Origin of the sequence: Streptomyces sp. NPDC048185 (assembly GCF_043202495.1) — a bacterium.
GTDB lineage: Bacteria > Actinomycetota > Actinomycetes > Streptomycetales > Streptomycetaceae > Streptomyces.
Window position 1 is genome coordinate 180,787 of the sequence record NZ_JBIDAN010000007.1, and the last position, 11,716, is coordinate 192,502.

Sequence of the window (11,716 nt, forward strand, 5' to 3'; positions counted from 1 at the left end):
TGTACCCCCTGCCCAGATTCTGACCGGGTTGCCCGACTTCAGCCACCACGCACCCCCAGCCTGTGGACAAGTCCCCCACCGGTCACCGTCGACACTCACCGAGACTCGGCCGATCAATCCCGCAAATCGGTCATATTTACTCCTAGTCTGACGTTGTGCTCGCCCATCCTGTCCACCGGGCTTGCGCACCTGTCCCGCTTCGGCTACTGGGAAGGACGGCCCACGCCATGCCCGCAGATCTCGCCGTCATCGGACTCGGACCGTACGGCCTGCCCCTGGCCCAGGCCGCCGTCGCCGCCGGCATCCCCACGCTCGGCTACAAGACCGGACCCGAGCCCGGCCCCCTCACCCCCGCCGAACTGCGCCGGATGCTCTCGGGGGGCTTCCGGACCCCGGCGGGCCCCGCCGAGCTGGGCCGGGTGCGCACCGCGGTGATCTGCGCGCCGACCCCGCAGAGCACGGACGGCGGCCTCGACCTCGGTCAGGTGGAGGCCGCGGCCCGCACCCTGGCCGCCCACATGCGCCCCCACACCACGGTCATCCTGGAGTCGCCCGTGCCGCCGGGTACGACGGAGGACTTCCTGCGTCCCCTGCTGGAGGAGGGCTCCGGACTGCGCGCCGGCCGCGACTTCCACCTGGCCTGCTCCCCCAGCCGCGTCGACCCGGGCAACCGCGACTTCACGCCGGCCAACACCCCGAAGGTCATCGGGGGCCTCACCCCGGCCTGCACCGAGTCGGCCGCCGCCTTCTACGGCCGCCTCACCGACAAGGTGGTCCGCGCGCGCGGCCCCCGCGAGGCCGAGACGGTCCAGCTCCTGGAGACCAACTTCCGGCACGTCAACATCGCCCTGGTCAACGAGATGGCCGTCCTCTGCAACGACCTGGGCGTCGACCTGTGGGACGTCCTGCGGTGCGCGGAGACCAAGCCGTTCGGCTTCCAGGCCTTCCGTCCCGGCCCGGGCGTCGGCGGCCACTCCGTCCCCCAGGACCTGACCGGCCGGGCCCCCCGCAGCCTGCGCATGGTGGAACTGGCCCGGCAGGTCAACGAGCGGATGCCCCGCTACGTGGTCCGGCGCGCCGCCGCCCTCCTCAACGAGCACGGCAAGTCCGCGCGCGGCGCCCGCGTCCTGCTCCTCGGCGTCACCTACAAGGCCGACCTCGCCGACCAGCAGGCCACCCCGGCCGAGGAGATCGCGACCCGCCTGATGTCGATGGGGGCCGCCGTCAGCTACCACGACCCGCACGTCCCGTCCTGGAACGTCCTGGACCGCCCGGTCCCCCGCGCCGACTCCCTCTACGAGGCCGCCGCCGACGCCGACCTGACGATCCTCCTGCAGCAGCACCGCACGTACGACCTCCAGGGCCTGTCGGTGAAGGCCCAGCTCCTGCTGGACACCCGGGGGGCGACGCCCACGGGGGCGGCGCACCGCCTCTGAAACGGCGCCCGGACGCGCGAAGGGGCCCGGAGCAGTCGCTCCGGGCCCCTTCGTACGCCGTCCGGGTGATTACCGCCGGTGCTGCGAGTCCGCGACGGTGACCTCCACGCGCTGGAACTCCTTCAGCTCGCTGTAGCCCGTCGTGGCCATCGCGCGGCGCAGGGCGCCGAAGAAGTTCATCGAGCCGTCCGGGGTGTGGGACGGACCGGTGAGGACCTCCTCGATGGTGCCGACCGTGCCGAGGTCGACCTTCTTGCCGCGCGGCAGCTCCTCGTTCACGGCCTCCATGCCCCAGTGGTTGCCCTTGCCCGGCGCGTCGGTCGCACGGGCCAGCGGGGAGCCCATCATCACGGAGTCGGCGCCGCAGGCGATGGCCTTCGGCAGGTCGCCGGACCAGCCGACCCCGCCGTCGGCGATGACGTGGACGTACCGGCCGCCGGACTCGTCCATGTAGTCGCGGCGGGCGGCGGCCACGTCGGCGACGGCCGTGGCCATCGGGACCTGGATGCCCAGCACGTTGCGCGTGGTGTGCGCGGCGCCGCCGCCGAAGCCGACGAGGACACCCGCGGCGCCGGTGCGCATCAGGTGCAGGGCGGCGGTGTAGGTGGCGCAGCCGCCGACGATCACCGGGACGTCCAGCTCGTAGATGAACTGCTTCAGGTTGAGCGGCTCGTGCGAACCGGAGACGTGCTCCGCGGAGACCGTGGTGCCGCGGATGACGAAGATGTCGACCCCGGCGTCCACGACGGCCTTGGAGAACTGCGCGGTGCGCTGCGGGGAGAGCGCGGCGGCGGTGACCACGCCGGAGTCGCGGACCTCCTTGATGCGCTGCCCGATCAGCTCCTCCTTGATGGGAGCGGCGTAGATCTCCTGGAGGCGCCGGGTCGCGGTGTCCGCGTCCAGCCCGGCGATCTCGTCGAGCAGCGGCTGCGGGTCCTCGTACCGCGTCCACAGGCCCTCGAGGTTCAGGACGCCGAGGCCGCCCAGCTCGCCGATGCGGATGGCGGTGGCCGGGGAGACGACCGAGTCCATGGGGGCCGCCAGGAACGGCAGCTCGAAGCGGTAGGCGTCGATCTGCCAGGCGATCGAGACCTCCTTCGGGTCCCGCGTACGGCGGCTGGGGACGACGGCGATGTCGTCGAAGGCGTACGCCCGGCGGCCGCGCTTGCCGCGCCCGATCTCGATCTCAGTCACGTCTGTGGCCTTTCCCTGATGCGTTGCAGCGCCTTCCAGTATCGCCGATGTCCCCTTCGGACACGGCGCGAGGGCGGTCCCGGAACGCGTCCGGGACCGCCCTCGGAAGGCGTTGTGCCTACTTGCGGCTGTAGTTCGGTGCCTCGACCGTCATCTGGATGTCGTGCGGGTGGCTCTCCTTGAGGCCGGCGGAGGTGATCCGCACGAACCGGCCGTTCGCCTGGAGGTCGGGCACGGTCCGGCCGCCGACGTAGAACATCGACTGGCGCAGGCCGCCGACCAGCTGGTGGACGACCGAGGAGAGCGGGCCGCGGTAGGGCACCTGGCCCTCGATGCCCTCGGGGACCAGCTGCTCGTCGGAGGCGACGCCCTCCTGGAAGTAGCGGTCCTTGGAGAACGACTTGCGGTCGCCGCGGGTCTGCATGGCGCCCAGCGAGCCCATGCCGCGGTACGACTTGAACTGCTTGCCGTTGATGAACAGCAGCTCGCCCGGCGACTCCTCGCAGCCCGCGAGCAGCGAGCCCAGCATCACCGTGTCGGCGCCCGCGACCAGGGCCTTGGCGATGTCGCCGGAGTACTGCAGGCCGCCGTCGCCGATGACCGGGACGCCGGCCTCCTTGGCGGCGAGCGACGCCTCGTAGATGGCCGTGACCTGCGGGACGCCGATGCCGGCGACGACGCGGGTGGTGCAGATGGAGCCGGGGCCGACACCGACCTTGATGCCGTCCACGCCGGCGTCGATGAGGGCCTTGGCGCCGTCGCGGGTGGCGATGTTGCCGCCGATGACGTCCACGCCGGCGGAGTTCGACTTGATCTTGGCGACCATGTCGCCGACCAGGCGGGAGTGGCCGTGCGCGGTGTCGACGACGATGAAGTCGACGCCCGCCTCGATCAGCGCCTGGGCGCGCTCGAAGGCGTCCCCGGCGACGCCGACCGCGGCGCCGACCAGCAGCCGGCCCTTGCCGTCCTTCGCCGCGTTCGGGTACTTCTCGGCCTTGACGAAGTCCTTGACGGTGATGAGGCCCTTGAGCACACCGTTGTCGTCGACCAGCGGCAGCTTCTCGATCTTGTGGCGGCGCAGCAGCTCCATGGCGTCCACGCCGGAGATGCCGACCTTGCCGGTGACCAGCGGCATCGGGGTCATGACCTCGCGCACGCCGCGCGAGCGGTCGGTCTCGAAGGCCATGTCACGGTTGGTGACGATGCCGAGCAGCTTGCCGGCGCCGTCGGTGACCGGCACGCCGCTGATGCGGAACTTGGCGCACAGCGCGTCGGCCTCGGCGAGGGTGGCGTCCGGGTGGATGGTGATCGGATTGGCCACCATGCCCGACTCGGAGCGCTTGACCAGGTCGACCTGGTTGGCCTGGTCCTCGATGGACAGGTTGCGGTGCAGAACACCGACGCCGCCCTGCCGGGCCATCGCGATCGCCATGCGCGACTCGGTGACCTTGTCCATGGCGGCGGACAGCAGCGGGATGTTCACCCGCACGTTCTTGGAGACGTACGAGGCGGTGTCGATCTCGTCGGGTGCCATGTCCGACGGGCCCGGCAGCAGCAGCACGTCGTCGTAGGTCAGCCCGAGTGTCGCGAATTTCTCGGGCACTCCGTCGACGTTGGCAGTCATGACACCTTCCCCAAATGGCCTTGATCGGTGCGGATGTCCATGCTAACGGGAAGTGGACGTGGGTCATTCCACGATCAAGGACGCCCGTGACGTTCGTCGTTTCCTACGAAACGGCCGCTCCGCCCGTTCACCCGGCGGACTACTGCTCCGCCAGCGCCCGCAGACGGCTCAGCGCCCGGTGCTGGGCGACGCGGACGGCCCCGGGTGACATTCCCAACATCTGCCCGGTCTCCTCGGCCGTGAGCCCCACGGCGATGCGCAGCAGGAGCAGCTCCCGCTGGTTCTCGGGGAGGTTGGCCAGCAGTTTCTTGGCCCAGGCCGCGTCGCTGTTGAGCAGCGCCCGCTCCTCCGGGCCGAGCGAGTCGTCCGGCCGCTCGGGCATCTCGTCGGACGGGACCGCCGTCGAGCCGGGGTGCCGCATCGCGGCGCGCTGGAGGTCGGCGACCTTGTGGGCGGCGATGGCGAAGACGAACGCCTCGAAGGGGCGCCCGGTGTCCTTGTAACGCGGCAGCGCGAGGAGCACCGCGACGCAGACCTCCTGGGCGAGGTCCTCGACGAAGTGCCGGGCGTCGCCGGGCAGCCGGGACAGCCGTGTCCGGCAGTAGCGCAGCGCCAGGGGGTGGACATGGGCGAGCAGGTCGTGCGTGGCCTGCTCGTCCCCGTCGACGGCGCGGTGTACGAGCCCGCCGACCGTCCCTTGGTCGGGGGCCGCCTCGTCGTCACGCATCGGTCCATGGTGCCTTGCGGCCGTCCGATCCGTGGCTCCGTGCCCGTTGTTGTGCACCGAAGCGTTATGAGTAGGTGCGCCGGAACTCATCCCCTGCGCCCTCCCCTTCCGCTCGACCGACTCGTCCCCGAGGAACTCCACACCTCAAGGATGCGTCATCCGCGGCGAAACGAGCAGCGGGCACCCGGCGGGTCGGCTTGTCACCCCCGCTCACCTCGCGGTAAGCGGGGAACCGGGCGCCCCCGTCGGGCCCTGTGGGCCTCCACCACACGGGGTCTTCCTATCGGACGAGGCCCCACCGGAAGCCGAGCGCCACCGCGTGTGCCCGGTCCGAGGCGCCGAGCTTCTTGAAGAGCCGCCGGGCGTGGGTCTTGACGGTGTCCTCGGAGAGGAACAGCTCGCGGCCGATCTCCGCGTTGGAGCGGCCGTGGCTCATGCCCTCCAGGACCTGGATCTCACGCGCGGTGAGCGTGGGCGCGGCGCCCATCTCGGCCGAACGCAGCCGGCGCGGGGCCAGCCGCCAGGTCGGGTCGGCCAGGGCCTGGGTCACGGTGGCGCGCAGCTCGGCGCGCGAGGCGTCCTTGTGCAGATAGCCACGGGCACCGGCGGCGACCGCCAGGGCCACGCCGTCCAGGTCCTCGGCGACGGTGAGCATGATGATGCGCGCGCCGGGGTCGGCGGACAGCAGCCGCCGGACGGTCTCGACGCCGCCCAGGCCGGGCATGCGCACGTCCATCAGGATCAGGTCCGAGCGGTCGGCTCCCCAGCGGCGGAGGACTTCCTCGCCGTTGGCGGCCGTCGTCACACGCTCGACGCCGGGCACGGTCGCGACCGCGCGGCGGAGCGCCTCTCGGGCAAGCGGGGAGTCGTCGCAGACGAGGACGGAAGTCATGGCCGTCCTCCGCAGCTGATGCGCGTCACGTTGAGCCTCCAGGCTGTTACGAAATCTCACCTGTGCGGTCGACCGTCCCGGACGCCGCCCGAGCACCTGTTCCTTCAACCGCCTCCGCACTCTCAACGACGGTCACTCGAAAGAGTTACGGGGCTGTGTGTCGTCTTCGGCACTCTACGTGAGGGGGCGTTCACGGTGCAGACATGCGCGGCTGACCCACGCTCTTTCATCACAAGCGATGCCCCATTTAGCCGCTTTTCTCCCACTTCGCTGGTGTCTGCGGCTAGATTCGTTATGAGTCATATTTTCATCTCCTTAGATCGTAGTTGTACGGTCGTGGACACCGAATCCACCCAGATCGGCTACCAAGGGGTCACGCAATGGCAGATTTCTCCCGCCTTCCCGGACCGAACGCGGACCTGTGGGACTGGCAGCTGCTCGCCGCCTGCCGCGGGGTGGACAGTTCGCTCTTCTTCCATCCGGAGGGCGAGCGCGGTGCGGCCCGGAGCGCTCGTGAGAACTCGGCCAAGGAGGTCTGCATGAGGTGCCCGGTCCGCGCGGAGTGCGCGGCGCACGCACTGGCCGTACGCGAGCCGTACGGCGTGTGGGGCGGACTGACCGAGGACGAGCGCGAGGAACTCATGGGAAGAGCGCGCAACCGCCTGGTGGCGGCATCCTCACCGGCGTCGGCTTCGGTCGGCCGGGACGCTGCCGCACATCACTGAAGGAACGTTTTTCCGAGACCGCGTCGACAACCGGCGCGAACCAGGGCACGCACACGCGTGCCCTCTTTCTGCGGCGTCGTGACCCCTGGACGCCGCTCCCCCGCCGGCGCGCCCGCTCAGTGCCCGGCGGTCTGGCCGGAGGCGGCCCGTGCCAGCTCGTCCAGCGTCGCCCGCACCGCGGGAACCTGGGCGAGGTCGGGCAGCGTCAGCGCGACGATCTCCCGCCGCACCTCGGGCTCCAGCGCGACGGTGCGCACGCCCCGGGGCCGTACGGACTCGACGGCGAGCTGAGGCAGGACGGCCACCCCGAGGCCCGCCCCGACCAGGCCGACCACCGCCGGGTAGTCGTCGGTCGCGAAGTCGATGCGGGGGGTGAAGCCGGCGCCCTCGCAGACCTCCACCAGCTGGCCGCGGCAGCGCGGACAGCCGGCGATCCACGGTTCACGCGCCAGCTCCCCGATGGCCACACTGCCCTCGGCCCCGGTGCGCGCGAGCCGGTGCCGCTCGGGCACCAGGGCCACGAGGCGGTCGGTCAGCAGCGGCCGCACGACCAGGTCGTCCCACTCCTCGACGCCCGCCGCGCCCTCGTAGCGGAAGGCGAGCGCCACGTCGCAGTCGCCCTCGCGCAGCAGCTCCACCGACTTGGGCGGCTCGGCCTCCTCCAGGAAGACCCGGGTGCCGGGATGGGCGGCGCGCAGCGCGGCCAGTGCCGTGGGGACGAGGGTGGAACTGCCGCTCGGGAAGGAGACGAGGCGGACGCGCCCGGCCCGCAGCCCCGCGATGGCGGCGACCTCCTCCTCGGCCGCGGTGAGCCCGGCGAGGATCCCCGCGGCGTGCCGCACCAGCGCCTCGCCGGCCTGGGTCAGACGCATCTCGCGGCCGGTGCGCACGAGCAGGGGCGTACCGACGGAGGCCTCCAGGGCCTTCATCTGCTGGCTGACGGCGGGCTGCGTGCAGCCCAGTTCCCGCCCGGCGGCGGAGAAGGAACCGGTGGATGCCACGGCGCGCAGCACGCGGAGATGACGGGCCTCGATCACACCACCGAGGATAAGCGACCCTTTGGCCGAGCGCCGAATACTGCGTCGCCCCTTTGAAAGGGCTGTCCTATCGTTCGCTCATGAAGCTTCTGTCAGTCAACCTGGGCCGCGCGAAGCCCGTGCCGTACACCGACCAGCCCGACGGCGTCACCGGCATCGACAAACAGCCGGCCGACGGGCCCGTCCGGGTGACGGCGCCCGGACCGAAGGGGACCGGCGCGAGCGGGCTGGCCGGGGACACGGTGTGCGACACCCGGCATCACGGCGGCGTGGACCAGGCCGTGTACGCCATGGCGCGCGAGGACATGGATGACTGGGAGCGCGAGCTGGGCCGGCCGCTGCCGCACGGCGTGTTCGGCGAGAACCTCACCACGACGGGCGTGGACGTCTCCGGCGCGCTGATCGGCGAGCGCTGGCGCGTCGGCCCCGACCTGCTCCTGGAGGTCACCAGCGGCCGGATCCCCTGCCGGACCTTCCAGGGCCACCTGGGCGAGGAGCGGTGGGTGAAGCGCTTCATGGCCAAGGGTGCGCCGGGCGCCTACCTGCGGGTGATCGAGCCCGGTGAGATACGGGCGGGCGACCCGGTGGAGATCGTGCACCGGCCCGCCCACGAGGTGACGGTGGCGCTCCAGTTCCGGGCGGTGACGACGGAGCGGGAGCTGCTGCCCCGGCTGCTCGCGGCCGGCGACGCCCTGCACGCGGAGGCTCTGGCCACGGCACGGAAGTACCTGGCGGCGCAGACGGACTGACCCGGGCTCACCGGCCCCGCCTTCACTCGCCCTTCACGAGCCGCAGTCCTGGTGAGCGAAACGGACCTGCCCGGTCCGGACCCATAACCTTGCGCCATGACAACGGCATTGATTACCGGATCGACGGCGGGCATCGGCGCCGCGTTCGCGCGACGGCTGGCGGCCGACGGACACGACCTGGTGCTGGTGGCCCGCGACACCAAGCGGCTGCGCGAACAGGCGACCGAACTGCACGACCGGCACGGCATCGAGGCCGAGGTGCTGACGGCCGACCTGGCGACGGACACGGGCATCGAGGCGGTGGCCGCCCGGCTGGACGACCGCAGGAACGCCGTCGACCTGCTGATCAACAACGCCGGCTTCGGCAACAAGGGCCGTTTCCTCGAGGTCTCCATGGCCGACGAGCTGACGATGCTCAAGGTGCACTGCGAGGCGGTGCTGCGGCTGACCGCGGCGGCGACGGAGGCGATGCGGGCGCGGGGCCGCGGCGGCGTCGTCAACGTGGCCTCGGTCGCGGCCTTCGTCCCGCGCGGCACGTACGGCGCGTCCAAGGCGTGGGTCGTGCAGTTCACGCAGGGCGTGGCGAAGGACCTGGCCGGCAGCGGCGTACGCCTGATGGCGCTGTGCCCCGGCTTCGTGCGCACGGAGTTCCACGAGCGGGCCGGCATGGGCACGGACAACATCCCGAACTGGATGTGGCTGGACGCGGACAAACTGGTCGCGGCGGCCCTCGCCGACCTGTCCCGCGGCAAGTCCGTGTCGATCCCCGACCCGCGCTACAAGGCCCTGATGGGCGCGGCGAAGCTGGTGCCGCGGGGGATGCTGGGCGGCATCTCGTCGCGGACGGGGCGCAAGTACGGGCCGCAGTAGCGGAGCGCAAGCGCCCCGCAGGGGCGCGGGGACCTGCGCGACCGGCCCCCGCCGCGCCCGGCGCCGCTCCCGCCGGGGCGGACGGGAACCGGCCCTGAAACGCGCGGTGCCCGGCACCCCCGTGGGGATGCCGGGCACCGTCGGCTCAGCTCAGCGCGGCGCTCAGTGGGCGTGGCCGTGGCCGTGGCCCGCGGCGGCCGGCTCTTCCTCTTCCTTCTTCTCGACGACCAGGGTCTCGGTCGTCAGCAGGAGGGAGGCGATGGAGGCGGCGTTCTCCAGGGCGGAGCGGGTGACCTTGACCGGGTCGATGACGCCGGCCTTGACCAGGTCGCCGTACTCGCCGGTGGCGGCGTTGTAGCCGTTGCCCTTCTCGAGCTCGGCCACCTTGGAGACGATGACGTAACCCTCGAGGCCGGCGTTCTCGGCGATCCAGCGCAGCGGCTCGACGGCGGCCTTGCGGACGACCGACACACCGGTGGCCTCGTCGCCGGTCTTGTCGAGGTTGCCCTCGAGGACCTTGACGGCGTGGACCAGGGCGGAGCCACCACCGGAGACGATGCCCTCCTCGACCGCGGCGCGGGTCGCGGAGATGGCGTCCTCCAGACGGTGCTTGCGCTCCTTCAGCTCCACCTCGGTGGCGGCGCCGACCTTGATCACGCACACGCCGCCGGCCAGCTTCGCGAGGCGCTCCTGGAGCTTCTCGCGGTCCCAGTCGGAGTCCGTGTTCTCGATCTCGGCCTTGATCTGGGCGATGCGGCCCTCGACCTCGTCACGCTTGCCGGCACCGTCGACGATCGTGGTGTCGTCCTTGGTGACGGTGACGCGGCGGGCGGTGCCGAGCACGTCCAGACCGACCTGGTCGAGCTTGAGGCCGACCTCCTCGGAGATGACCGTGGCGCCGGTGAGGACGGCCATGTCCTGCAGCATCGCCTTGCGGCGGTCGCCGAAGCCCGGGGCCTTCACCGCGACGGCGTTGAAGGTGCCGCGGATCTTGTTCACGACGAGGGTGGAGAGCGCCTCGCCCTCGAGGTCCTCGGCGATGATCAGCAGCGGCTTCGAGGCACCCGCCTGGATGACCTTCTCCAGCAGCGGCAGCAGGTCCGCGATGGAGGAGATCTTGCCCTGGTTGATGAGGATGTACGGGTCCTCGAGGACGGCCTCCATGCGCTCCTGGTCCGTCACGAAGTACGGCGACAGGTAGCCCTTGTCGAAGGCCATGCCCTCGGTGAAGTCCAGCTCCAGGCCGAAGGTGTTGGACTCCTCGACGGTGATGACACCGTCCTTGCCGACCTTGTCCATGGCCTCGGCGATGAGCTCGCCGACCTGCTGGTCCTGGGCGGACAGCGCGGCCACGGCGGCGATGTCGGACTTCTCGTCGATCGGGCGGGCGGTGGCGAGGAGGTCGTCGGAGACGGCCTTGACGGCCGCGTCGATGCCCTTCTTCAGCAGCGCGGGGGAGGCACCGGCGGCGACGTTCTTCAGGCCCTCGCGGACCAGAGCCTGGGCCAGGACGGTGGCGGTGGTGGTGCCGTCACCAGCGATGTCGTTGGTCTTGGTCGCCACCTCCTTCACCAGCTGGGCGCCGAGGTTCTCGTACGGGTCCTCGATCTCGACCTCGCGGGCGATCGTGACACCGTCGTTGGTGATGGTGGGAGCGCCGAACTTCTTGTCGATGACGACGTTGCGGCCCTTGGGGCCGATCGTCACCTTCACCGTGTCGGCAAGCTTGTTGACGCCGCGCTCGAGGGCGCGACGGGCGTCCTCGTCGAACTTCAGGATCTTCGCCATGGGAGCGTGAGCCCTCTTCCGGAAATCTTGGGGTTATACGGCAACTGCGCCCCCGACGCCCGGCTTTTTATGGTCGCGGGAGCCAGGGGCGCAGCTGGAAAGCAAGGTGCTTCGGGTGAACTACTTCTCGACGATCGCGAGGACGTCGCGAGCCGAGAGGACGAGGTACTCCTCGCCGTTGTACTTCACCTCGGTGCCGCCGTACTTGCTGTAGAGCACGACGTCGCCGACGGTGACGTCGAGCGGAAGACGGTTGCCGTCTTCGAAGCGGCCCGGGCCCACGGCCAGGACGACGCCCTCCTGGGGCTTCTCCTTGGCGGTGTCCGGAATGACCAGGCCCGAAGCCGTGGTCTGCTCGGCGTCGAGCGGCTGGACCACGATGCGGTCCTCGAGCGGCTTGATGGCAACCTTGGAGCTGGCGGTCGTCACGATCCGACCTCCCCCTTCGGAGATCTCACGGGGTTAACTGTCTGAGGTGGCGACCAGGTCGATCCGTCGTCGCGGGTGCCGGACCTGCCCGTCGCTTTGTTGGCACTCTCCAGGGGGGAGTGCCAGAGCCGAGACTATGACCGCGATTAGCACTCGGTCAAGCGGAGTGCCAATGCCTGCGGCGCGTCGGGGGACTTTCTCGCGTGAACGCCGGTTTTGTGGCGCACCCGGCGTGGGTGTGGGCG

Annotated in this window: 11 protein-coding genes; 4 read left to right on the top strand and 7 right to left on the bottom strand. The window is 71.0% G+C overall.

The annotated features are described in order from the left end of the window. The first annotated feature begins 227 nt into the window (after positions 1-227). Complete coding sequence (locus ACGF3H_RS21845; RefSeq protein WP_362489498.1) at positions 228-1,436, top strand: nucleotide sugar dehydrogenase; 1,209 nt, start codon at positions 228-230, stop codon at positions 1,434-1,436. 69 nt (positions 1,437-1,505) lie between these two features. Here ACGF3H_RS21845 and ACGF3H_RS21850 read toward each other — a convergent pair whose 3' ends face one another. The 4 genes from ACGF3H_RS21850 to ACGF3H_RS21865 all read right to left on the bottom strand — a co-directional run bounded on the left by ACGF3H_RS21850 (position 1,506) and on the right by ACGF3H_RS21865 (position 5,873). After that, positions 1,506-2,630, bottom strand: a complete 1,125-nt coding sequence (locus ACGF3H_RS21850; protein ID WP_362489496.1) for a GuaB3 family IMP dehydrogenase-related protein — start codon at positions 2,628-2,630, stop codon at positions 1,506-1,508. Positions 2,631-2,748: 118 nt separating this feature from the next. Further along, positions 2,749-4,254: an IMP dehydrogenase gene (guaB, locus tag ACGF3H_RS21855; RefSeq protein WP_362489494.1), complete on the bottom strand. Its 1,506-nt coding sequence runs from the start codon at positions 4,252-4,254 to the stop codon at positions 2,749-2,751. A 139-nt stretch (positions 4,255-4,393) separates the two neighbouring features. After that, the gene (locus ACGF3H_RS21860) at positions 4,394-4,981 is read right to left on the bottom strand and encodes a sigma-70 family RNA polymerase sigma factor (protein WP_019329587.1); all 588 of its coding nucleotides are present in this window, start codon (positions 4,979-4,981) and stop codon (positions 4,394-4,396) included. Between the two features lie 280 nt (positions 4,982-5,261). Continuing rightward, positions 5,262-5,873 (bottom strand): response regulator transcription factor, encoded by a 612-nt coding sequence (locus ACGF3H_RS21865; protein WP_003948568.1) that lies wholly within the window; start codon positions 5,871-5,873, stop codon positions 5,262-5,264. Between the two features lie 380 nt (positions 5,874-6,253). On the opposite strand from ACGF3H_RS21865, the gene ACGF3H_RS21870 reads away from it, so the two are divergent. Further along, entirely contained in the window at positions 6,254-6,598 is a 345-nt protein-coding gene (locus ACGF3H_RS21870; protein WP_362489491.1) for a WhiB family transcriptional regulator, read from the top strand. 116 nt (positions 6,599-6,714) lie between these two features. Here the strand turns inward: ACGF3H_RS21870 and ACGF3H_RS21875 are convergent, their stop codons facing one another. Next, positions 6,715-7,635, bottom strand: a complete 921-nt coding sequence (locus tag ACGF3H_RS21875) for a LysR family transcriptional regulator (protein ID WP_362489489.1) — start codon at positions 7,633-7,635, stop codon at positions 6,715-6,717. An 80-nt stretch (positions 7,636-7,715) separates the two neighbouring features. Between ACGF3H_RS21875 and ACGF3H_RS21880 the strand changes: the two genes are divergently transcribed. Both ACGF3H_RS21880 and ACGF3H_RS21885 read left to right on the top strand, forming a co-directional pair. Continuing rightward, positions 7,716-8,384: an MOSC domain-containing protein gene (locus tag ACGF3H_RS21880; RefSeq protein ID WP_362489487.1), complete on the top strand. Its 669-nt coding sequence runs from the start codon at positions 7,716-7,718 to the stop codon at positions 8,382-8,384. 96 nt (positions 8,385-8,480) lie between these two features. Further along, positions 8,481-9,254, top strand: a complete 774-nt coding sequence (locus ACGF3H_RS21885) for an SDR family oxidoreductase (RefSeq protein WP_362489485.1) — start codon at positions 8,481-8,483, stop codon at positions 9,252-9,254. A 162-nt stretch (positions 9,255-9,416) separates the two neighbouring features. Here the strand turns inward: ACGF3H_RS21885 and groL are convergent, their stop codons facing one another. Beyond that, positions 9,417-11,042, bottom strand: a complete 1,626-nt coding sequence (gene groL, locus ACGF3H_RS21890; RefSeq protein ID WP_362489483.1) for a chaperonin GroEL — start codon at positions 11,040-11,042, stop codon at positions 9,417-9,419. Positions 11,043-11,162: 120 nt separating this feature from the next. Beyond that, on the bottom strand, positions 11,163-11,471 hold the full coding sequence (gene groES / locus ACGF3H_RS21895; protein WP_010986397.1) for a co-chaperone GroES: 309 nt from the start codon (positions 11,469-11,471) through the stop codon (positions 11,163-11,165). Between the last annotated feature and the right edge of the window lie 245 nt (positions 11,472-11,716).